The organism is Luteibacter sp. W1I16, assembly GCF_050434905.1.
Classification (GTDB): domain Bacteria; phylum Pseudomonadota; class Gammaproteobacteria; order Xanthomonadales; family Rhodanobacteraceae; genus Luteibacter.
In genome coordinates, this window is sequence record NZ_JBNDJJ010000001.1 from 1,833,029 (window position 1) to 1,856,288 (window position 23,260).

Genomic DNA, 23,260 nt, shown 5'->3' on the forward strand with positions numbered 1-23,260 from the left:
CCGAGATCCTTCCCGCCGCTCTCCTGCGCGCCGTCTTCTTGACGGCGGTCTTTGGAACGTAGCAGCAGGAAAATGCGAACGTCAATCTTTTGACGCAAATAGATGCGCCGCCGGAAGGACTACGCCGAAAAGCCCGTGCAAACCACCATCGAGTACCCGGATAGGTTTTGTGTTCAGTGCCTTGCGCGACAATAACGCGCTGTTACATCTCTAAAACAAATATTCCAAAGCGAAAAAAATCATGGACTTGATCGACATCGGCGCCAACCTCACCCACGATTCCTTTCGTCAAGATCTTGACGATGTGCTGGCACGTGCTACCGCACATCGGGTCGGACGGATGATCGTCACAGGCGCTTCACGCGAAGGCAGCACGCACGCCCTCGAACTCGCCCGCGCCCATCCGGGACGTCTCTACGCCACCGCCGGCGTGCATCCGCACCACGCGATCGAGTACGACGACGAAACCGACACGCTGCTGCGGCGGCTCGCGCGAGAGCCGGAAGTTCGCGCGGTGGGCGAGACGGGGTTGGATTACAACCGGAATTACTCGCCGAGGGATGTCCAGCGGGAGGTGTTCGAACGTCAACTGGAGATCGCCGTATCCGTGGGGAAACCGCTGTTCCTGCACCAGCGCGACGCTCACCACGATTTCCTCGCCATACTGAAGCGATACCGCGATCGCGTGCCGGCGGCTGTCGTGCATTGTTTCACCGACACCGGCGAAGCGCTGCGCGACTATCTCGACCTGGACTGCCATATCGGCATCACCGGCTGGATCTGCGACGAACGCCGGGGCGCGCACCTGCGCGAACTGGTGAAGATGATTCCCGCGAACCGCCTGATGCTGGAAACCGACGCGCCCTACCTGCTCCCGCGCACGATCCGGCCCATGCCGAAGGACCGCCGCAACGAGCCGATGTACCTGGCGCACATCCGAGACGAGGTGGCGAAGGATCGTGGCGAGACGCGAGAGGCCTTGACCGAAGCAAGCGTGCGCACGACGGAAGCCTTCTTCCACCTCGGCACCTGACCATTCGCACCCTCGGTGGCAACCGCCCCTGGTGGAATCCGGCTCTGGTGGGAGCCGACTTTGTCGGCGATCCCGCGGAAGCGGGCCAGGCTCCGGCAAGCACCCATCGCCGACAGGGTCGGCTCCCACCAGGGTCGGCTCCCACCAGGGCCGGCCTCCACCGGAGTGGGCCGCCACCGTGCCCCTATACCTTCAGCCCGAATGCAGTCCGGTCAACGCCGCCTCGGCGAGATCCACCTCGCGCAACAACGTCTGCAAGGTCTCGTCGTTGATCTCATGGCTGCGGCGTAACGCGTACAACTCACGCCGCTCCGCACGTAACGCGGCCAGCCGCATCACGCGCTCGGTCCCCGCTTCGGCACGCGCCTTCTCCGGAACGTCGCCTTCCTCGCCCGCGGCCTCGAGCCGCTGCTGGTAGTCCGCCATGACGCGCGCGGCGACGCGCGACGCCAACGCCACGGCGTTCTCGTCGCCACTGGCGTCCACGCGTTGCTGCTCACCGGCGATGCCGCGCAACGCCGCTTCCGCGGCCAGCGCGCGCGCCTTGCGCTCTTCGCGCACACGCGGATCTTCGCCGGGAATCTTCAACCCCTTCACGGACAACGGCAAGCCGATCGCACCGAACAGCAGCGTGCACAGGATGACGCCGGTGGCGAGCAGGATCATCAGGTCACGCACGGGAAACGGCACCGTATCGCTCTTCATCAAGGGCAGCGAAAGCACGCCCGCCATGGTGATGGCGCCACGCACGCCCGCCAGCGCCGTGGTCCAGACCAGCCGCGTGCCCACCTTCGGACGCTTCTCCCCGCGATGCAGCGCGCGCATCAGCATGAAGCGCAGCGACACCCACACCCAGATGAAGCGCAGCACCACCAACGCCAGGGTGATGGCGACCACATATGCCGGCAGGTGCCACATCGGCCCTCCGCCCGCCTGGACCAGATCGTTCTTCGCGCCGTCGACGATACCCGGCAACTGGAGCCCGAGCAGGAGGAAGATCAATCCGTTGAAAACGAATTCCACCATCGACCACACGGCGCCGTTCTGCATGCGCGTGGCGACATAGCCGCCTTTCAGCACGTCGGTGTAGTTCATGGTCATGCCCGCGGCGACGGCGGCGAGTATGCCGGACACGTGGAAACGCTCCGCGAGCAGGTACGCCGCGAAGGGGAGCAAAAGCAGCAGGGCCACCTGGCTGGCGGGATCGACTTCGTCACTCCAACGTACCAGCCGGCGGCGAAAAATGCCGAACGCGTACCCGATGAACGCACCCGCGGCGACACCGCCCAGCGCCATCACCGCGAAATCGCCCGCGGCCGACGCGAGCGAAAACCTGCCCGTGATCTCCGCCGCTATGGCGAACTGCAATACCACCAGGCCCGACGCATCGTTGAGTAGTGCTTCGCCGGACAGGATATGCATCAAGCGCGGCGGTATCGTCGCATCGCCGCTGATCGAGGAAACCGCCACCGCGTCCGTCGGCGACAAGACCGCGGCGAGGGCGAAAGCCACGGCGAGCGGCACCGTCGGGATCATCCAGTGCACGAAGTACCCGATACCGAGGATGGTGAAGAACACCAGGCCGATGGCGAGCGCGAGGATCGGCCCGCGCAACAGGAACAACTCACGCTTGGGGATGCGCCATCCGTCGGCGAACAGCAACGGCGGGATGAAGAGCAGGAAGAACAGCTCGTGGTCGAATTCCACGTGCATGCCTAGCGGCCGGGCCAGCAGGGCACCCAGGGCGATCTGCAGGAGCGGCAAGGGCAGCTTCACCGGCAGGACACGCACCACCGCGCCGGAAAGGGCAACGACCAGGAGAAGCATGAGGATGGTGATGACGAGGTCCATCGCGCGACGCTAGCCGGGGCGGCGCGGCCAGGCAAGCGTTGTCGTGTCTTCCGCGGGCAGAGAAAATCTTTCGTTCCTGATGAAATCTTTTTCATCCCAGGCTTAACGCGCCGCGCATCTTCCTGCGCCCTGCGGGCTTCGATGGCCCGCGTCCGCCGCGCCCGCCTTGCGATCCTCCCGCACGGACCTTGCGCCTGCGATACGCGCAAGAGGGACAAGAACTTTCGTTCATGCAACTCGCATTGAGTGCCGATGTCGGGCGGGCGTAGTTTCCATCCGCTTGTTGCAGTTTCGTTAACGGCGGCAGGCGGCGCATCGATGCGGAGGAGATCGACGTCATAAGGGGCCTGGATGGCCACCACGTGAACCACTCCGCTCCGTTCGTCGAGGGATGACGGGGCGACTTGCAGCATTTGGCCAATGGCCGGGGAGATCACCATGGATTCGCGTCACTCAATGGAGCGCACCAGGCGGCGCTCGTTATCGTTCGCCATCGCGCTGGGCCTCGGCCTCGCTGCCACGGGTGCCTTCGCGCAGAGCACCGTCGGTGCCGTCTACGGCACGGCGGACGCGGGAGCGCAGGTCACCGCGACCAACAACGGAAGCGGGTTGAGCCGCTCAGCCACCGTCGGCAACGACGGCCGCTTCAACATCTCGTCGTTGCCGCCTGGCGACTACAAGATCACATCGACCAAGGGTGGCCAGAGTTCCACGCGGGACATCCAGATCGTCGCCGGTCAGGGTTTCAACCTGAACCTTGCCGGCGGTAATGCGGGTGGCGCGGCCAACGCCGGAGCCCAGGACCTGACGACGGTATCGGTGACCGCGAACGCGTTGCCGCCGATCGACATCACGTCGAGCCAGACCAACACGGTCATGACCGCCGAGCAGATCAAGCAACTTCCCCTGGCGCGCAACCAGACCGCCGTCGCGCTGCTCGCGCCCGGCGCGACCAAGGGCGACAGCGCCTTCGGCAACCTGGCGTCCTTCGGCGGCGCGTCCGTAGCCGAGAACAGCTACTACGTGAACGGCTTCAACGTCACCAATTTCTTCCAGAGCCTCACCTATTCGCAGGTGCCGTTCGAGGCGATCGACCAGGAAGAAATCCAGGACGGCGGCTACGGTGCCGAGTACGGCAACTCCACCGGCGGCGTGATCTCGGTGAACACCAAGCGCGGCACCAACGAGTGGAAGGGCGGCGTCGACTTCACCTGGGACCCGTACCAGTTCCAGGCCAAGCAGCCGAACATCTACCTGCAGAATGGAAGCCTGCTGCAAAACAACCGGCACAACAGCAACTACGTCGTCGGTAACAACAACACCGGTAACGCCACCGACTTCGGTCAGCGCTGGAACGCATGGCTGGGTGGCCCCCTGATCAAGGACAAGCTGTTCCTGTTCGCCCTCGTCGGCGGCACGCGCACGGCCGATGAACACTACGGCGATTCGTCGGGCGGCGGCAACTTCAACAAGACGACGATCAAGGATCCGCGCTACCTGGTCAAGCTGGACTGGAACATCAACGAGAGCAACATCCTCGAGTACACCGGCTTCAGTGACAGCAGCACGCAACAACAGAGCATCTACGGCTACAGCTACGACGCCGATGGCCAGCCACATCGCGGCGACTACCTCGGCCAGGTCTACGACAAGACCGGCGGCATGAACAACATCCTGAAGTACACCAGCTACATCACCGACGACTTCACGGTGTCCGCGCAATACGGCAAGAGCACGAACCGGCGCGACGAGCGGGCCACCACCGCCGACGGCACGCTGGAAGAGTACGACGGCAACATCTTCAACGCCGTGAACTCACCTGGTTGCCCGTTGATCAACGACAACCGCATCCCGGTGGCAAACGGCGGCATGGCCGCGCCGCATTGCTCGTTCACCAGCGGCTCCCTCAATACGCCCGACGGCGAAGACAAGCGTAACGCCGGCCGCATCGACTTCGAGTATCACCTCGGCGACCACGAGCTGAAGGCGGGTTGGGCCCGCGATCACTTCACCACCGATACCGGTACCGCCTACGAGGGCGGCAGCCGCTGGACGTACATCTCCCAGCCGGAAGCCATCCTCGGCCATGCGCCGGGACTCGATCCGGCGGATAGCGTCGTCGAGCAGACCGTGTTCGCCACCGGCGCCAAGGTGGGCATCACGCAGAAGTCGTACTACCTGCAGGACAACTGGCATATCACCGACAACTTCGTCGCCCGCATCGGCGTGCGCAACGACGGCTTCGAGAACTCCAACAGCCTCGGCCAGACCTATGTGAAGCAGGTGCACAGCTGGCAGCCGCGCCTGGGCTTCTCGTGGGACGTGCACGGCGACTCGACCCTGAAGGTCTATGGCAGCGCCGGCGACTATTCACTGCCGCTGGACGGCAACGTGGCCCTGCGTGGGGCGGCGGCTTCGCTGTACCAGAACCAGTACTTCAGCTACACGGGCATCGACCCGGTGACTGGCGCGCCCACCGGCCTCGGCGCCTTGCCGGCCGCCTATGCGACGGCCTTCCCTTCGCGCACCGGCATCATCTACTCGAACGGCGAAGCCGGCGTGGTTCCGAATCCCGGTGCCGTCGCCACCAAGGACCTGAAGCCGTTCAAGCAGCGTGAATTCATCCTGGGCGCGCAGCAGCAGGTCGCGGACTGGACCTTCGGTGCCAAGGCCATCTACCGCAAGGTGCTGACGGGCATCGACGACTCCTGCGACTTCCGTCCGATCGCCAAGGCGGCCAACGCACAGTACGGGCTCAATCTCGACACCACGAGCCTGACGCCCGCCGACGCCAACGTGCCGGGTTGCTACATCTTCAACCCGGGCAGCTCGGTGACGCTGCGTACGCCGGTGGACGCCACCGGCACGCTCTACAACATCCACCTGCCTGGCGTGGACGTGGGCGAGCCGAAGTACAAGCGCTCCTACCTCGCGTTGCAGTTGACCGCCGAGCGCAACTTCGACAACACCTGGTACCTGAAGACGTCGTATGTCTTCTCGCATACGCGGGGCAATGCCGAAGGCGGCGTCGACTCCAGCAACGGCCAGGCCGACACCGGCACGACCGAATTGTTCGACTATCCGGAAATCATGGCCGGATCGAACGGCTACCTGCCGAACGACCGCAAGCACACGTTCAAGATCTACGGCGCGTGGCAGATCAACGAGCAGTGGCTCGTCGGCGCCAACGGCGTGTTCCAGACGGGCCGCCCGGAGAACTGCTACGGCCTGAACCCGATCGATTCGCAGGTGGTCGGCGGCTACGGCTCGGGTGCGTACCTCTACTGCGACGGCATGGTGATCCAGCGCGGATCGGTCGGTCGGACGCCGAGCTACTGGAACATCGACCTGAACGCTTCGTACAAGCCGGTATGGGCGAAGGGCGTCACCCTTTCGGCGAACGTCTTCAACGTGTTCAACAAGCAGCACACGACGTCGATCAACGAAGTGGGCGAGGACGACAGCGGCAACTCGCTTTCGGGAAGCACGTACAAGATCCCGACGAGCTTCCAGCAGCCGCGCTACGTCCAGCTTTCCGCCGAGTACGACTTCTCGCTCTGACGCTCCACCACAAGAAGACAACGGCGCGCGCCCCCCGGCGCGCGACCGATGCAACCTCCCCAGATCGCCGCCCGCTCCCACGGGCGGCCTTTTTTATGGAAGGCCCTGACGGAAACCGACCAGTGGAAACCAAAAACTAGTGGATACCAAACCTGGTGGGAGCCGATCCTGGTGGGAGCCGACCCTGTCGGCGATGGGTGCTTGCCGTAACCTGGCCCGCTGCCGCGGGATCGCCGACAAGGTCGGCTCCCACAGGTCTGTTCCTACCGGGTCTGTTGAATACTGTTGTGGGAGCCGCTTCAGCGGCGATGGGTGCTTGCGGGAAACCGGCCCGCTGCCGCGGGATCGCCGACAAGGTCGGCTCCCACAATGGTCCCCATATCAGCGCGACGAGCACGCCCAGGACCAGATCGGTTTCACGGCTCGCCGTCGTCTTCGAAGCGCAGGTGCTTCACGCTGCGGCCGTGGCGGCGGACGAGCTTCAGTGCTTCGACGCCTACCTTGATGTGCCGTTCGACGAAGGTGGCCGTGACCGCGGCGTCACTGGTTTCGGTCTTCACGCCTTCCGGGATCATCGGCTGGTCGGACACGAGCAGGAGCGCGCCGCAGGGGATGTGGTTGGCGAAGCCGGCGGCGAAGATGGTCGCGGTTTCCATGTCGATCGCCATGCTGCGGGTGCGCCGCAGGTATTCCTTGAAACCGTCGTCGTGCTCCCAGACCCGGCGGTTCGTGGTGTAGACGGTGCCGGTCCAGTAGTCGTGGCCCAGGTCGCGGATCATCGTGGATACCGCACGCTGCAGCTGGAACGCCGGCAGGGCCGGGACTTCCGGCAAGAGGTAGTCGTTGGAGGTGCCCTCGCCGCGAATGGCGGCGATCGGCAGGACCAGATCGCCGATGGCGTTCTTCTTCTTGAGGCCACCGCACTTGCCCAGGAACAGCACGGCCTGGGGCTCGATCGCGCTGAGCAGGTCCATGACCGTCGCCGCGTTGGGGCTACCCATGCCGAAGTTGATCAGCGTGATGCCGTCGGCTGTCGCGTTGGGCATGGGCCGGTCACGCCCGTGCACCTCCACGCCGTGCTCCAGGGCGAAGCGCTCCACGTAGTGGCCGAAGTTGGTCAGCAGGATGTGCTGGCCGAATCCCTCCACGGGCGTGCCGGTATAACGCGGCAGCCAGTTGGAGACGATCTCGTTCTTGGTTTTCATGTCGAATCCGGGTGCGCATGCGCCGGCGGCGTTCGCCTTTGCTTGCCGACGGCGCGGTTACCGGCGACGCCACGCCGGCGGAGTGCCAAATTCATTCGCGCAAGTGTAGCATCCGGCCCAGCGGGGCAAGCCGGGACGCATCGGGTGTTTCGGGCGCCGCGGGGCCGTCTGGCCCACGATGGGGGGGTAGTGCCCGATGCGAATCGGCGTAGCGATCGACGCGGCCTGCGACTTGCCGCAGGATTTCCTGGAACGCAACGGCATCGCGGTGATGCCCATCGCCGTGAAGGTGGACCTGCAACGCTTCAAGGACGACCGGGACCCGGTCGAGATCCAGCGTTTCCGCAACCAGAAGCTGGGTAGCCGCAGCCATTCCGCCGAGACCGAGGCCAGCTCGGTGGAAGACGTGCAGAACCTCTTCCTGCAGCGGATGGTGAAGGAGTACGACTGCGTCGTCTGCCTCACCATCATGGCCACGCGCAGCCCCATCCACGACAACGTGATCAAGGCGAGCTTCGCTATCCTGAAGAACTACCGGCCGATCCGCGAAGCCGCCGGTATCGGCGGACCCTTCCTGATGCGCGTGGTGGACACCCGCAACATCTTCGCCGGTTCCGCCCCGGTGGTGGTCGAGGCGGTGCGCACGATCCAGGCGGGCAAGTCCCCCGCGGAGGTACGCGAACGCGCCGCCCATATCGCCGATTGTTCCTACGGCTACATGCTGCCGCGCGACCTCAACTACCTGCGCTCCCGCGCCCGCAGCAAGGGCGACCGCAGCGTGAGCTTCCTGAGTTCCATGCTTGGCACCGCACTGGACATCAAGCCGATCCTGCGCGCGCATAAGGGCGAAACCGGCCCCGTGGGCAAGGTCAGGGGATTCGAGCACGGTGCGCAAGCGCTGTTCGACTATGCGGCCCGGCGAGTGCAGGCCGGTCTGCTCGTGCCTTCGCTCTCGCTCAGCTATGGCGGCGACCTGGACGACATGCGCAACCTGCCCGGTTACCACGCGCTCACGCGCGTCTGCGCCGAGGCGGGCGTGGAGATTCTGGAAAGCCCCATGGGCATCACGGGCATGGTCAACGTCGGCGAAGGCGCGATGACCCTCGGGCTCGCTTCCGAAGAACACGTGGCCGAGTTCTGAACATGCGTCGCGTGCGCGTCCTGTTCGCCGCCCTCGCCCTGGCGACGGGCGGCGACGTGGCGGCGGAGACGGTCTACAAGTGCCAGGCCGGTGGGCAGACGATCTACCAGCAGACGCCGTGCGCGAAGAACCAGCGCCAGCAGGCGATCCGGTTGCAGGACTCCGCACCGGCGGACGGACACGTGGCGCCAATGCCCGGACCGCCGCCAGCGCCACCCCGCGAAGCTGTCGACGGGATGCCTCCGCCTTCCGCTCCCACGACTCCGGCTCCCGTGCTCTACGGTTGCATCCGCGCCACGGACGGCAAACCGTATACCAGCGACAACGGCCATCCCGAACCGTACATGGCACCCTTCGGCGTCCTTGGCGCGGTGACGCCGTCGCTCGCCGATACGTATGGCAGCCGCGACGCCGCCGTCGCTTCCGCGCCGGAACTCAACCGCGGCAAGGGCAACGCGGCGGCGGTGGCGACCAGCAACTATGTGTGGGTACAGGACCAGTGCCGCCGGCTCAGTCCCGCCGAGGCCTGCCAGGCCTTGCGTAGTGATGCCGAAGCGAACCAGCGGCTGCTCCGCAATGCGTTCAAGAGCGAGCGCGCTCCGCTGGAGACGAAAGACGCACGGCTACAGGCTCAGTTGAAGGGCTGCGGCTAGCTCTTGTGGGAGCCGCTTCAGCGGCGATGGGTGCTTGCCTTGACCAGGCCCGCTGCCGCGGGATCGCCGACAAGGTCGGCTCCCACCAGGTCGACTCCATCTTGATGGCGGCGAGTCTTGCTGTGGTGGGAAGCCGCTTCAGCGGCGATGGGTGCTTGCCATGAGCTGGCCCGCTGCCGCGGGATCGCCGACAAGGTCGGCTCCCACAAGTGCAACAGCGCAATGGCCCCAATGAGGGCTCGATCAGGCGGCCGCGACGGCGAGTCCGGAGACCACGCCCAGTGACGGGTCGCCTTCGACCATGGGGATGCCCGGGAAGCTGTCGCGCACGGCCGCCTTCACGACCGGCGAGCGCGAGGTGCCGCCGGTCAGGAATACGCTGGCGGGCACGCCGGGCCATTCCTCGCGAACCTCGGCGAGCAGGCGCTGCATGCGGTGGATGAAGGGTTCCACCGCTTCGTCCATGTCAGCGCGAGCGATGCTCACGCCGAGACCCGATTCGAGGAAACCGAGGTCGGCATGTGTCTCGTCGAGGCCGCTCAAGATGATCTTGCTGCGTTCGGCGGTCTGGTTGAGGCGTGTCGTGGCGCCAGGCTGCTGCAACGCGCGCAAACGCGACTGCCAGGGCTCGTCGACCATGCGGTAATCCTGGCGGCGGAACTCGCGCTGCTTCGGCAGGTTGTGCACGCTGGCCGCTTCGACGAAATGGTGGACCGGCACGCGGGTGACGTTGTTGCCCAGTTGGGGCATGAAGCTGTGCATGCTGAGGTTGATGTCGAGGTCGGTACCGCCCTTGGCCAGGCCCCACGTGCGCACGATACGGGGCAGTTCGTCGCCGCCCAGTTCGGCGAAGGCGACGTCGGTGGTACCGCCGCCGATGTCGACGATGAGCGCCGCCTGCCGTGTCGCGAGCCGCTTGTGATAGTGCATCGCCGCCGCCGCGGGCTCCTCGAGGAACGACACGGCATCGAAGCCGGCCACGGCGGCGGCTTCGCGGAGGATCTCCACCGCCTGTTCCGATCCCTTGTCGCCCATGGAACTGCGGAAGTGCACGGGACGTCCGATCACCGCGGTGCGCACCGCCTCGCCAAGCTGGCGGCTCGCGGCCAGGCGGATGTGTTCGAGGATGTGCGTGGCGATGTGCACGATCACCTTGCGCACCTGCGGATCGAGGCGATAGCCGAGCATCGACTTCGGCGATTCGATGAGGTTGCCATCGCCGTATTCGAGGTAGGCCTCCACGGCGTCGTCGCCGAACAATGCATGCTGGAAGCTTTCCACCGTGGCGGTCGGCGATTCGGCGGCACGCCGCTCCATCCACTGGCGTCGCACCGTGCGCAACGCATCGCGACGCAATTCGTTATCGCTGCGTTCGACGAAGGCGCCACCGCGCTGCTGCGCCTCCACGGCGAACTGGCGTTGCTGGGCGCGCGCCGAGCGGATATGGGCCTCGACCTGCGCGTCGAGTTCGGGCGTCAGCTGGAAGTCGTTCGGATCGGGCACCACCTCGGGAAAGAAGACGGCCGTGCGAAACTGCCGGGCATCGCCGAAGTGGATCAGGGTCAGTTCGTCGCCGACGAAGGTCGCGGCGGCGGAATAGCTCGTGCCGAAGTCGATACCGATGTTCATGGGGCTCTCGGGGGCAAGACAGGCGGGCGGCATGGCGCAGCGGCGCGCCGGCGGCCCCGGGGAACCGCCTATCTTAAGGCCTCAGAAGCCGTAGCGCAGGAACCCGCCGTCCACGGCGACGATTTCGCCGGTGACGTAGCTCGATGCCGGCAGGCAGAGGAAGGCCACGGCCCCGGCCACTTCCTCGGGTTCGCCGATGCGGCCCATCGGCGTGCGGTCGAGCACTTCTTCCAGGTATTCCGAATCCGCCAGCGCCGGCTCGCTGCGTTGGGTACGGATGTACCACGGCGCCACCGCGTTCACGCGGATGCCGTCCTCCGCCCATTCGACCGCGAGGTTCCGGGTCATCTGGTGCAGGGCGGCCTTGGTCATCCCGTACGCGGATCCCGTGCGCACATGGGTGATGCCCGAGACGGACCCGACATTCACGATGGCGGCATTGGCATGCTGCACGAGGTGCGGGTAGGCCAGGCGACTCATCTCGAACGCGGAAAAAACATTCAGTTCGAACAGCGACCGATATTCGTCTTCTTCGTAATCCAGCGTCGGACGGGGCGTATTGCCGCCAACGTTGTTCACGAGGATGGAAAGGTTCATGCCCAGGTCGACGACCCAGTCGAATACCGCGAGACGATCTTCGTGGTCGGACAGGTCGGCCGCCATGCCGAGCACTTCCACGTCCGGGCATTCTTCGGCCAGTTCGTCGCGCACTTCCTGCAGCACGAGTTCGTCGCGCGCCACGAGCAACACGTCGGCACCGAGGGCGGCCAGCTCGCGTGCGCAGGCGTAGCCGATGCCCTTGCTTGCGCCCGTGACCAGGGCGGTGCGCCCGTCGAGGCGCCAACTGGAAAGTCGTGGATGCATGTCGGTCTCCTTTGCAACGATCGTACAAGGTATCGCCGCCGGGTCCGAGAGGCCGGTATGCTCGGGAGCATGGATACGTCGACACCGCTGCTTTCCATCGACCGCGCCACCGTGCTCCGCGACGGTCGCGCCTTGCTCGACCAGCTGTCGCTGGCCATCGCCCAAGGCCAGCACACCGCCATCCTAGGACCCAACGGCTCGGGCAAATCGACCCTGGTCAAGCTGATCGAACGCCGGGTCTACCCACTCGTCCACGACGACGGTTCCGCCGTGGTCCGCATCTTCGGACGCGATCGCTGGAACGTCGCGGAGTTGCGCACGCTGCTGGGTGTCGTCTCGTCGGACTTGCGCCGCGAGTTCGAGGCCAGTAACGAGGTGGCGCTGAACGCCGTGCTTTCGGGCTTCTTCGCCTCGATGACGCTGGGACTCGACCACGTTGTCGACGATGGCATGCGCCAGCGCGCCATGGAGGCACTGGAACGGGTCGGCGCCTCGCACCTGGCGCCGCGCGACGTCTCGACCTTGTCGACCGGCGAGGCGCGCCGCGTGCTGATCGCGCGGGCGCTGGTCCACCGACCCCGCGCGCTACTGCTGGATGAACCCTGCGCCGGACTCGATCCCGGCACGCGCCGGCGCTTCCTCGACCTGCTGCGCGAGCTCGCACGCGACGGAACGACTTTGTTACTGGTCACGCATCACGTCGAAGAGATCGTGCCGGAGATTTGCCACGTGGTGATGCTGCGCGACGGCGCCCTGTTCGACCAGGGCCCGAAAGAACGGCTGTTGGCGGACGAACACCTGTCGAGCCTGTTCGACTGGCGCATGGAGGTGGAACGGGCCGACGGTTTCTACGGTGCGCGATTGCGCTGACCCGACAGCCGCGCGAGACTCGGGCCAGCCCCGGAGGAACCACGTCATGACCCGCATCGTCGCCCTGCCCATCCTGGCCGCGCTCGCCTGCGTGGCCTGTTCGAAACCGCCACAGCCGAACGAACCGCCGGCGCCGCAAGCGCGTGTCGAGACGCCGTGGGATTCGTTGGAGGCCCAGAAGAAGAAAGCGCAGGACGTGCAGAAGGTCGTCGACGACCAAGCCAAGGCGCAGGCCAAGGCGGTGGAGGCACAGGCGCAGTAGACGGGCGCGATAGCTGGGTTGTCGCGACCCATCGCCGACAGGGTCGGCTCCCACCAGGCCGGGAACGGTCAGCGACACAGCGCCTTGGCTTGGTGGGAGCCGCTTTGCTCTGGTGGGAGCCGACCCTGTCGGCGATGCTCTCGATCAGCGCGGCGAGCAGAAGCAGTAAGCGTAAACCTGCGGCTTACCGGCTTCCGCCGTGCGGAACAGCGCCCATTCCGGTGCCAGGCGCGGCAGTTGGGCCACCCATGAAGGCAGGCGCAATCCCCACGACATCGCCACGCGGGCCTCGGAACTGTCACCGATGCTGGTCAGGAAGCGTTCGAACGCGCCCATCGGTTTTTCCGCATAGCGAACGCTGAAGTCCTTGCCGAGGTTCGCCTGCTGCGCGGCATCGCGGATGGCATCGTCGAGGCTGCCCATGCGGTCGACGAGGCCACGCTCGAGCGCCTGCTGGCCGGTCCAGACACGGCCCTGTGCGATCGCGTCGATGGCGGCGAAATCCTTGCCTCGCGCCTTCGCCACGTTGCCGACGAAATCGCGATAACCCTTGTCGATAATGCTCTGGATGAGCACGCCGACGTTGGGGTCGAGCGGGCGGGTCATGTCGAAGGCCCCGGCGAGCGGGCCGGTGGCGACGCCGTCGCTTTTCACGCCGATCTTGGCCAACGTGTCCGGCACGGTGAAGAACATGCCGAAGATGCCGATGGAACCGGTGATGGTGTTCGGCTCGGCATAGATCCGGTTCGCGTTCATCGAGATCCAGTAGCCGCCGCTGGCAGCCACGTCGCCCATCGAGACCACGACCGGTATGCCGGCTTCACGGGTGAGTTCGACCTCACGGCGGATCTGCTCGGCCGCGTAGACCTCGCCACCCGGCGAGTTCACCCGCAGTACCAGCGCGCGGGTGCGGCGATCGTTGCGCACCGCGCGGATCAATGCGGCGGTGGAATCGCCGCCGATCGTTCCCTGTGCCTGCTTGCCGCCCGTGATCTCGCCCTCGGCGACGACCACCGCCACGCCGGGACCGGTCTGTAGCACGTCGACGCTGGACAGGCCGCGATCGGCAAGGTAGCCGCCAAGATCGACCTGACGGAAACCCTGGTCTTTCTTCCCGGCGGGCACGCCTTCCTTGCGCAGCATCTGCACGAACTGTTGCTCGGTGGCGATGCCGTCCGCCAGCTTTTCCTCCACCGCCAACTCGGCGAGGCTGCCCTTCGCGTCACGCACGCGTTCGGCGAGACCGTCCACGTCGGCGCGCAGCGCGGCGGGATCGAGGTGGCGCATCGTCGCCACCTCGTCGATCCAGGTGGTCCACAGCCCGCCCAGCCAGAACGCATCGGCTTCCTTCGATTCCGGCGACGCGTGGTCGAGGATGAAGGGTTCCGCCGCGCTCTTGAACTGGCCCACGCGGAAAAGGTGCACCTGCACGCCGAGGCGGTCGAGCATGTCCTTGTAGAACAGGCGGTAGTTCGCGAGTCCCGTGGCCATCACGCCGCCCTGCGGGTCGAGGTAGACCTTGTCGGCGTGAGCGGCGAGATAGTACTGGCCCTGGTCGAGGCTGGCCGCCCAGGTGAGCACCGGCTTGCCCGTGGCGCGGAAGCGGTCGAGCGCGGCGCCCACTTCGCGCAAGGCGGCGAAGCCACCGGCCTGCAGCTTGTCGGGCCGGAGCACGATGCGGCTGACACGATCGTCCTTGGCGGCCGAGTCGATGGCGCGCACCAGGTCGCGCACCTGCACCTGTTTCACGCCGTCACCGGACATCCGGCCCACGGCGCGCGAGAACGCGTCGGCGCTGTACTGCTCCACCAACGCCCCTTCCGGGGCCAGCACCAGCACGGTTTTGTCGTCGACCCGGTTAGCCCGTCCGCCGACGAACAGCAGCAGGAGGAACACCGCCAGCAGGCCGAAGAAGATCACGTTGATGATCACCAGCCGGGTGAGGTTGATGCCACGGCCAAGGCCACGCATGAAGCGGCCGAATCCTCCACCGCGGCGCGGCGGCGGGCCCGGCTGGGGGCGGCCCGGCAGGGGCGGCGGCACGGTGTCGTAGCGATCCGGCATCTAAGCGGTTTCCTCGAGGATTGTGCGCAGCGTAGCGCGTCGGTGCGTTGGCATCACGTGTGGAATGGCATGGGCTTCGCGGTGTCGGGATCGTCGCGCCAGCGGCCCTTCGCGCTGCTCCGCCAGAACCGCGCGAACAGCAGGATGGCCGCCATGCTGAGGCCGGCGATCAGGCCCATCCACATGCCGCGCGCGCCGAGGCCATGGCCGAAGGCGAGCCACCATCCGATCGGCATGCCGACGATCCAATAGGCGAACAGGGTAATGCCCATGGGCACCCGGGTGTCCTTGAGACCGCGCAGCGCACCGTTCGAAGCCACCTGGATGCCGTCGGAAAACTGGAAGAAGCCCGCCAGGATGAGCAACTGCGACGCCATGGCGATCACCGCCGCGTCATGGGTGTACAGGCTGGCGATCGCCGCCGGGAAAAGCAGCATCGTGCCGGAGGCGACCAGCTGGGTGACCAGGACCAGCGCGATGCCGGAAAGCCCGGCATAACGCACGCCCGCCACGTCGCGCCGCCCGGCCGCGTTGCCGACCCGCACGGTGATCGCCATCGACAGCCCCAGCGGGATCATGAAGGCCACCGAGGCCACGTTCAGCGCCACGTGGTGGCTCGCGGTGACCGTCTCGCCCAGGCGTCCGATCAGCAGCGCGACCGCGACGAACAGCCCCGCCTCCATCAGCAGCGTCACCGCCATCGGCAGGCCGACGTGCAGGAGCTGGGCGATCTGCCGGCGGTCCGGCCGCGCCATGCGCCCGCGCAGGTTGAGGTCGCGGTAGTTGCGGTGTTTCAGGACGTAGATGGCGAACCCCAGCATTTCCAGCCAGAGCACGATCGCGGTCGCGATGCCGCTGCCGCGCGCGCCCATCACCGGGAAGCCGAGCTTGCCGTACATCAGCACGTAACCCAGCGGCGCGAGAACGACGAGCCCGCCGAAGCTGAAATACATCGACGGACGCGGCATCGACAGGCCTTCGGAAAGGCCACGCAACGCGAAATAAGTGGTCAGCGCCGGCGCCGCGAAGCAGATGGCGTGGAGGAAGGCCTCGACATCGGCGCGCATGGATTCCACGACGCCGAACAGCATCATCAGCGGCGAGGCATGCCAGACACCGAAGCCCAGCAGCAGGCCCAGGCCCCAGGCGATGTACAGGGCCTGATGGAATACTGGTCCCACCTCGGCGCGGCGGCCCGCGCCGTCGAGCTGCGCGACCGTCGGCGGCACGGCCATCATCGTGCCGATGCCGGTCACGATGGCCAGTACCCATATGTTCGCGCCGGTCACGACCGACGCCTGGGTGTGCGCGCTCTGGTGGCCCGCGAGCACGGCGTCGACGACATTGGTGCCGATGGCGGAGAGTTGGGCGACGATCATCGGCAAGGCCAGCCGGGTGGTGGCGCCGATCTCACGCCGCGCGCGTGCACGGTCGATGGACATGGGGAAAAGTGGCGGAGGGTGGCCGCCCATTGTAGCGGTTGCCGTGCCATCATCCGAATTCGCAAGGGGAAAATTCGGGGAACCTGGGAATGAACGAACTGAAGCCGTCGCTCGGCCTGATGTGCGCCAACTGCGGCGCTGAGCTGAAAGGCGAGTTCTGTCACGCATGCGGCCAGTCGATCAAGAGCGTCATCAAGCCCGTCTCGCACATGCTCGAAGACGCCGGCGACCTGTTCTTCCATCTCGACGAGCGCATCGTCCACACGCTGCCGCCCCTGTACACGAAGCCGGGCTTCCTCACCCTGGAATACTTCGCCGGGCGCCGCGTTCGCTATATCGCGCCGTTCCGCCTGATGTTCGTGTTCTGCCTGCTGGCCTTCTTCTTCGTCCACCTGGCGATCAGCGACACGCGTATCGGCGGGGCGGACGGCAAACCGGCCGCCAGCGACGATATCGCCGCGATCCGGCAAGCGACCACGCCGGAGCGGGTCCGCGAACTCTACGAGGAGCAGCACCGGGATCTGACCGAGGCGATGGAGGCGCCGGGCCTGCCCGCCGCGGCAAAGCCGGGTCTCGACGCCGCCCGCGACCTGGTCCGGGAATCGGCGAATCGCCGCCTGGCCGAGCTGAAAGCCGAGCCAATCGCCGCGGACCCCGCGGAAGATGGCGGCACGGGGGAGAACCCGTCCGGAAAGGTGAGGCGGCACAACAGCTGGTTCAGCCAGCCTACCGTGGTCGATATCGCCTGGCTGCCCGACGCCGTGACGCGCCGCCTCGCCGTGGGCATCGCGCACATGAAGGCGAACATCGTGCAGATGCAGGCCGGTGGCCCGCAAAAGGAAGAGGCCCTCCGCCGGGTGATCGAGGGCTTCTTCTCGGTGATCCCGCAGACCCTGCTCGTGATGATCCCGGTGTTCGCGCTGATCCTGAAGCTCTTCTACGCGTTCCGCCGCCGGCTCTACATGGAACACGTCATCGTGGCCCTGCACAGCCACGCCTTCCTGTTCATCTCCCTGCTCGGCCTGATGATCCTGGCCTTCGCCAAGGAGGCCATCCGCCCGCACGCGCCTTTCGCCGCGTCGGTCATTTCCCTGGTCCAGGCGGCGATGTGGGTGTGGATGCCGATTTACCTCCTGCTGATGCAGAAGCGGGTGTACCGGCAGGGTTGGCCGATGACCCTCCTGAAGTACTGGCTGATAGGCAGCGTCTATTTCTGGCTGGTTCTTTTCGCCCTTTCCGTGGCCGCTCTCATCGCTGCGGCGCACTAGGATTTCTTCCTAGGAGCGGGTGGTTGTGCACAGGGGCGGAGATGCCTTCGCGTTTGTCAAGGCTCGATGGACAAGTAGTGAAGGCGTGCCGGGACCCGATTCGTAAGTCAATGAATTAGAAATATATTTCAGCTTGGTTAAAATGTACCCAAGCTAACCCCAATGGCTCAACCATGCGCCTTGGATGGCCCCCATCCGAAGCTCATCCACAGAGTTATCCACAGGACTTGTGGATAACACGGAAAGCGTTCTCGGGGCGGGCACTTAGCACCTGTTCCTCTTTCGGGGGATGCCATTCGTAGGCAAACCCATGTGTGGATGGTCAATCATTGACCAGCAAAATCGGCATATGCCATTAAACTAGGCCTCGCATGACCGCCGTCCTCCGCGTCGCCCTTCCCGTCCCCCTGCTGACCCTGTTCGACTACCTGCCCCCCGCGGCGGGTGAAGCGCGGGCCGGATCGCGCGTCCGCGTGCCCTTCGGGCGCGGCGAGATGGTCGGCGTGGTGGTCGATCCGGACGCCGAAGCCACGGTAGGCGCCAAGCGTCTGAAGCGGGTCAGCGAGGTGCTCGACCCCTACCCGCTGCTCGATACCGAACTGCTCGCGACGCTGGCATGGGCCGCCGATTACTGGGCGGGCGCTCCGGGCGAAGCCTTCGCCAACGCCCTGCCCCTGGCCTTGCGTGAACCGCGCCCGCTGCCGGCCACCGGGCGCGAGGTCTGGGCCCTGACCACGCAGGGCCGCGGCGCGCGCGACGCGAAGAGCCGCAAGGGCGGTTCGGCCAAGCTGCTGGAGGCGCTCTACGATGGGCCACGCGCCGCCGACGAACTCGCATTCGCCCTGCCGGGTTGGCGCGCCGCCGCGAGGCGTCTGGTCGAGGCCGGTCTCATCGAGAAGCTCGAACTCGAGGAGACCTCGCTTCCCGCGCGGCCGGCCCCCGGTCCGGCGCTGAGCGAGGAACAGGCCGCCGCCGTGGCTGCCATCGGCGAGGGCTTCGGCGGTTTCCAGCCTTACCTGCTCGACGGCGTCACCGGCAGCGGCAAGACCGAGGTCTACCTCGCCCTCATCGAGCGCGCCCTGGCCGACGGGAAGCAGACGCTGCTGCTGGTGCCCGAGATCGGGCTGGCGCCGCAAACCGTGCGCCGCCTGCGCGAACGCCTGGGCGTGGCGGTGGAGGTACTGCATTCGAACCTGGCGGAAGGCGAGCGCGCCCGGGCGTGGCTGCGCGCCCGCGACGGCACGGCCCGGGTCGTGCTCGGCACGCGCTCGGCGGTATTCACGCCGCTGCCGAACGCCGGCCTGATCATCGTCGACGAGGAACACGACGCCTCCTATAAGCAACAGGAAGGCTTCCGCTACCACGCCCGCGATCTGGCGCTGGTGCGCGCGCGGTCACTCGGCGTGCCGGTGGTCCTGGGCTCGGCCACGCCATCGCTGGAGAGCCTCGGCAACGTGGAAGCGGGGCGCTATCGCCGTCTCGTCTTGAAGGTGCGGCCGGGCGCGTCGCAGCCGACGCGCGTGCAGATCGTGGACATGCGCGCGCAGCGGCTGGACCACGGCCTGTCGCCGACGCTCGTCCATGCGGTCGCGCAGACCGTCGGCCGTGGCGAACAGGCGCTGGTCTTCCGCAATCGCCGCGGCTATGCCCCCGTACTGCTCTGCCACGACTGCGGCTGGCACGCCGACTGCCCTCGCTGCGAACGGCCGATGACCCTGCACGCGGGGCGGCGCCGCCTGATCTGCCACCATTGCGACAACACCATGGCGGTGCCCGCCGCCTGCCCCGCCTGTGGCTCGGCCAACCTCAGTCCGCAGGGACAAGGCACCGAGCGGCTCGAAGAGGCGCTCGTGGAACGTTTTCCGGACATTCCGGTGGTCCGTATCGACCGTGAGACCACGCGGCGGCGCGACGCCTTCGGCGACATCCTCGATGGCCTGCGCGAAGACAAGCCCGCGATCCTCGTCGGCACGCAGATGCTGGCCAAGGGCCACGACCTGCCCAATCTCACGCTGGTGGCCATCGTCGGCGTCGACGAAGGCCTGCACAGCGTCGACTTCCGCGCCGGCGAACGGCTGGCCCAGCTCGTGGTCCAGGTAGCTGGCCGCGCCGGCCGGGCCAGCAAGCCGGGCAGCGTCCTCCTGCAGACACATCATCCCGATCACGCCATGCTTCACGGCCTGCTTCGGGGGGGGTACCCCGCGGTAGCCGCCAGCTTGCTCGAGGAACGCCGGTTGCTCGAACTGCCGCCTTACGCACATCAGGTCCTGCTGCGCGCCGACGCGCTTGGCCGGGCCGAGGTGGACGAGTTCCTCGGCCAGGCGCATGCGGCCATCGGCGACCCCGGTGACCTGCGTGTGGCGGGACCCATGCCCGCGCCCATGCCCCTGCGCGCGGGCCGCCATCGTGGACAGCTCCTGGTGGAGGCGGTATCCCGGGCGCGCCTCCATGGCTTCCTGCGGCCCTGGCAGCACGCCCTCGCCGGTCTGCCCGCGGCGCGCAAGGTGCGCTGGTCGCTGGACGTGGATCCGATCGATCTCTATTAGCGGCGCCGGTGGCCCCTCCGCTTGATTCGCACCGGACGCGCTCACACATCGTGTGGATATCGCTGAACCGATACCTTCGGATGCCTACATTTGCGAAGCGATCGGCGCGACAATGAAAGTCTTAACCAGGTAACGGGACCCCGAACGTGACCACTCAGCTCGAGCAACTCCGCAAGATCACCACCGTCGTGGCCGACACCGGCGACATCACCGCGATCGCCAAGTACAAGCCGGAAGACGCCACCACCAATCCGTCGTTGCTGCTGAAGGCCGCCGGCATTCCCACGTATTCGGGCTATATCGACGAAGCCGTGCAGTGGGCGAAGGGCCAGAGCAACAGCCGCGACCAGCAGCTGGTCGACGCCAGCGACCGTCTCGCCGTGCTGGTGGGCCGTGAGATCCTCAAGATCGTGCCGGGCCGCGTTTCCACCGAGGTCGACGCACGCCTCTCCTTCGACACCAAAGCCTCGATCGACAAGGCCAGGCGCCTGATCGGCTTCTACGAAGAGATCGGCATCGACAGGAAGCGCATCTTGATCAAGCTCGCCTCCACGTGGGAAGGCATTCGCGCGGCGGAGCAGCTTCAGAAGGATGGCATCGACTGCAACCTGACCCTGCTTTTCAGCTTCGAACAGGCCGTGGCCTGCGCAGAAGCGGGCGTGTTCCTGATTTCCCCGTTCGTGGGCCGCATCTTCGACTGGTACGTGGCCAACACGGACAAGAAGACCTATGCGCCGGCGGAAGATCCGGGCGTGCAGTCCGTCCGTCGCATCTACGACTGGTACAAGCTGCACGGCTACGAGACCGTGGTGATGGGCGCCAGCTTCCGCAACATCGGCCAGATCCAGGCGCTTGCCGGTTGCGACCGCCTGACCATCTCGCCGGACCTGCTCAAGGAACTGGACGAGAACACCAGTGACCTGCCGGTCGCCCTGAAGGACAGCGGCCGCCGCGAGGATCGTCCCGCGAAGATCGACGAGGCCAAGTTCCGCTGGGGCCACAACGAGAACGCAATGGCGACGGACAAGCTCGCCGAAGGCATCCGCAAGTTCGCCGCCGACCAGCGCAAGCTGGAAGAGCTGCTGGGCGCGAAGCTGTAAGCGATCCTCTAGCCGCGACAGACGAAGGGGCCGCAAGGCCCCTTTTTCGTGTGCCGCTTTTCATTGATCGCCTTCTTCATGAGCCCGGCTCTGGTGGGAGCCGACCCTGTCGGCGATGGGTGCTAGCCGTAACCCGGCCCGCTGCCGCGGAATCGCCGACAGGGTCGGCTTCCACCATGTTGTCTCCACCTTGCCCGCTGCCGCGGGATCGCCGACAAGGTCGGCTCCCACCATGCTGCTTCGACCTGGCGGCGGGTGACTAGCCGTTGTTCCAGCCGCCGCCCAGGGCGCGGATCAGTTGCACGCTGGCGCGCAACTGGCGGGTTTCGAGATCGATCACGCTGCGCCGCGCGTCTAGCTCGTCGGCCTGGGCCTGGACGACGTCGAGGTAACCCACCGCGCCTTCCCGGTAACGTTCAAGCGACAGGTCCACGGACCGCTGCGCCGCGTCGGCGGCCGCGCGCTGGTCGGTGAGCGCCGCGCCCAGGTCGCGCAGCAGCGTGAGGTTGTCCTCGACCTCGGCGAACGCGTTGAGCACCACGCCGCGGTACTGCGCGCCCGCCTCCTCGGTCGCCGCCTTGGCCGCGTCGACACCGGCCTTGCGGCGGCCTCCGTCGAACACGCTGAGGAACAAGGTCGGGCCGATCGACCAGAAGCGATTCGGTGCGGTGGCGATGCTGCCCCATGCACTGCTCTGCCAGCCGCCTTGCGCGTCGAGCGTGAGCTGTGGAAAGAAGGCGGAACGGGCGATGCCCACGCGCGCGTTCGCCGCCGCCGTGCGGCGCTCGGCCGCCGCGATGTCGGGGCGCCGCTGCAGGATCAGCGAAGGGACTTCGAGAGGTATCGTGGGAACTCGCACGGCGTCGTCATCCGTCGCCAGCGCAAAGGTCGAAGCGGATTCGCCGACCAGCACCGCGATCGCATGCTGCACCAGCCCGCGTTGTGCCTGCGCTTGCGTCAACTGCGATTTCGCGTTCGACAATTGCGTCTGCGCGCGCGCCACGTCCAGCCCGGACGCGATGCCGCCATCGTGGCGTGACCGGGTCAGTTCCAGGGCGCGGGTGAACGCGTCGATACTTTCGCTGAGCACCTTGATCTGGCGATCGAAGCCGTTGAGCTGGAGATAGTCGTCCGCCAGTTGCGCCTGAAGGCTCAGTTGCACGGACGCCAGGTCGGCTGCCGACGCGGCCTGCTCGGCGGTACCGGCGACGACGCTATCGCGAACGCGCCCCCAGAGGTCCACTTCGTAATCGAGCTGGGCGCCCACGGTGTACGAGTTGTAGTAAGCGGGCGACGTGGCGCCGCGCAAGGGCCGCGTGTCGGACTCACGATTGCGCGTGGCGTTGCCGTTCAAGCCGATCTGCGGGAACAGGCCCGCGCGCACTTGCCGCGTGAACGCTTCCGACTGCTCGTAATGCGCGAGCGCGGCCGCCAGCGTCGCGTTGTTCGCAACCAGCTTCGACTGAAGTTCGTCGAGGCGGGGATCGCCGTAAAGCTTCCACCAGCCGTTCCGATCGAGGTGATCGGCTGGCTTCGCCTCCGTCCACGGCGTGGCCGCGTTCGCGTACTGCGCCGCCACCGGCACGTCGGGGGTCTTGTAGACCGGTGCGAGCGAGCAGGCCGACAGGCCGAGCGACATCAGGGCGGCCGCGACGCTGGCACCTGCCCAGCTCCGGTGGGAGCCGACCCTGTCGGCGGGGGCAGCTTGCCGCAAGATCGAATCGCCGACAGGGTCGGCTCCCACCAAGGGACCGGCTCCCACCAAGGGACT

General features: G+C 66.5%; 16 protein-coding genes. 9 read left to right on the forward strand and 7 right to left on the reverse strand.

The genetic code is table 11. From position 1 onward, the window contains the following. Positions 1–241 precede the first annotated feature (241 nt). The gene (locus QFZ41_RS08205) at positions 242–1,033 is read left to right on the forward strand and encodes a TatD family hydrolase (protein ID WP_429198311.1); all 792 of its coding nucleotides are present in this window, start codon (positions 242–244) and stop codon (positions 1,031–1,033) included. Between the two features lie 192 nt (positions 1,034–1,225). On the opposite strand, the gene QFZ41_RS08210 is transcribed toward QFZ41_RS08205, so the two are convergent. Next, positions 1,226–2,884 (reverse strand): Na+/H+ antiporter, encoded by a 1,659-nt coding sequence (locus QFZ41_RS08210; RefSeq protein ID WP_429198312.1) that lies wholly within the window; start codon positions 2,882–2,884, stop codon positions 1,226–1,228. Between the two features lie 438 nt (positions 2,885–3,322). Between QFZ41_RS08210 and QFZ41_RS08215 the strand changes: the two genes are divergently transcribed. Further along, a complete protein-coding gene (locus tag QFZ41_RS08215; RefSeq protein WP_429198313.1) occupies positions 3,323–6,445 on the forward strand; it encodes a carboxypeptidase regulatory-like domain-containing protein in 3,123 nt (1,040 codons plus the stop codon). A gap of 416 nt (positions 6,446–6,861) precedes the next feature. On the opposite strand, the gene QFZ41_RS08220 is transcribed toward QFZ41_RS08215, so the two are convergent. Continuing rightward, the gene (locus tag QFZ41_RS08220; RefSeq protein WP_429198314.1) at positions 6,862–7,650 is read right to left on the reverse strand and encodes an AMP nucleosidase; all 789 of its coding nucleotides are present in this window, start codon (positions 7,648–7,650) and stop codon (positions 6,862–6,864) included. A 196-nt stretch (positions 7,651–7,846) separates the two neighbouring features. Here QFZ41_RS08220 and QFZ41_RS08225 point away from each other — a divergent pair, with 196 nt between their 5' ends. Continuing rightward, entirely contained in the window at positions 7,847–8,791 is a 945-nt protein-coding gene (locus QFZ41_RS08225; protein ID WP_429198315.1) for a DegV family protein, read from the forward strand. A gap of 2 nt (positions 8,792–8,793) precedes the next feature. After that, positions 8,794–9,444 (forward strand): DUF4124 domain-containing protein, encoded by a 651-nt coding sequence (locus QFZ41_RS08230; protein WP_429198316.1) that lies wholly within the window; start codon positions 8,794–8,796, stop codon positions 9,442–9,444. Between the two features lie 243 nt (positions 9,445–9,687). Here QFZ41_RS08230 and QFZ41_RS08235 read toward each other — a convergent pair whose 3' ends face one another. Further along, a complete protein-coding gene (locus QFZ41_RS08235; RefSeq protein WP_429198317.1) occupies positions 9,688–11,073 on the reverse strand; it encodes an Hsp70 family protein in 1,386 nt (461 codons plus the stop codon). 81 nt (positions 11,074–11,154) lie between these two features. Continuing rightward, positions 11,155–11,937, reverse strand: a complete 783-nt coding sequence (locus QFZ41_RS08240; protein ID WP_429198318.1) for an SDR family oxidoreductase — start codon at positions 11,935–11,937, stop codon at positions 11,155–11,157. Positions 11,938–12,006: 69 nt separating this feature from the next. On the opposite strand from QFZ41_RS08240, the gene QFZ41_RS08245 reads away from it, so the two are divergent. Both QFZ41_RS08245 and QFZ41_RS08250 read left to right on the forward strand, forming a co-directional pair. Next, entirely contained in the window at positions 12,007–12,807 is an 801-nt protein-coding gene (locus QFZ41_RS08245) for an ABC transporter ATP-binding protein (protein ID WP_429198319.1), read from the forward strand. A 46-nt stretch (positions 12,808–12,853) separates the two neighbouring features. Beyond that, the gene (locus QFZ41_RS08250; protein WP_429198320.1) at positions 12,854–13,069 is read left to right on the forward strand and encodes a hypothetical protein; all 216 of its coding nucleotides are present in this window, start codon (positions 12,854–12,856) and stop codon (positions 13,067–13,069) included. Between the two features lie 144 nt (positions 13,070–13,213). Here QFZ41_RS08250 and sppA read toward each other — a convergent pair whose 3' ends face one another. Together sppA and QFZ41_RS08260 are read right to left on the reverse strand one after the other, a co-directional pair. Continuing rightward, positions 13,214–15,133, reverse strand: a complete 1,920-nt coding sequence (gene sppA, locus QFZ41_RS08255) for a signal peptide peptidase SppA (protein WP_429198321.1) — start codon at positions 15,131–15,133, stop codon at positions 13,214–13,216. 53 nt (positions 15,134–15,186) lie between these two features. Further along, entirely contained in the window at positions 15,187–16,575 is a 1,389-nt protein-coding gene (locus QFZ41_RS08260; protein WP_429198322.1) for an MATE family efflux transporter, read from the reverse strand. Positions 16,576–16,664: 89 nt separating this feature from the next. Here QFZ41_RS08260 and QFZ41_RS08265 point away from each other — a divergent pair, with 89 nt between their 5' ends. The 3 genes from QFZ41_RS08265 to tal all read left to right on the forward strand — a co-directional run bounded on the left by QFZ41_RS08265 (position 16,665) and on the right by tal (position 21,489). Next, on the forward strand, positions 16,665–17,843 hold the full coding sequence (locus QFZ41_RS08265; RefSeq protein ID WP_429198323.1) for a DUF3667 domain-containing protein: 1,179 nt from the start codon (positions 16,665–16,667) through the stop codon (positions 17,841–17,843). A gap of 371 nt (positions 17,844–18,214) precedes the next feature. Continuing rightward, positions 18,215–20,389, forward strand: coding sequence for a primosomal protein N' (locus QFZ41_RS08270; protein WP_429198324.1), 2,175 nt, complete (start codon positions 18,215–18,217; stop codon positions 20,387–20,389). Positions 20,390–20,535: 146 nt separating this feature from the next. Next, complete coding sequence (gene tal / locus QFZ41_RS08275) at positions 20,536–21,489, forward strand: transaldolase (RefSeq protein WP_429198325.1); 954 nt, start codon at positions 20,536–20,538, stop codon at positions 21,487–21,489. Positions 21,490–21,748: 259 nt separating this feature from the next. Here tal and QFZ41_RS08280 read toward each other — a convergent pair whose 3' ends face one another. After that, complete coding sequence (locus QFZ41_RS08280; protein WP_429198326.1) at positions 21,749–23,203, reverse strand: efflux transporter outer membrane subunit; 1,455 nt, start codon at positions 23,201–23,203, stop codon at positions 21,749–21,751. Positions 23,204–23,260 lie beyond the last annotated feature (57 nt).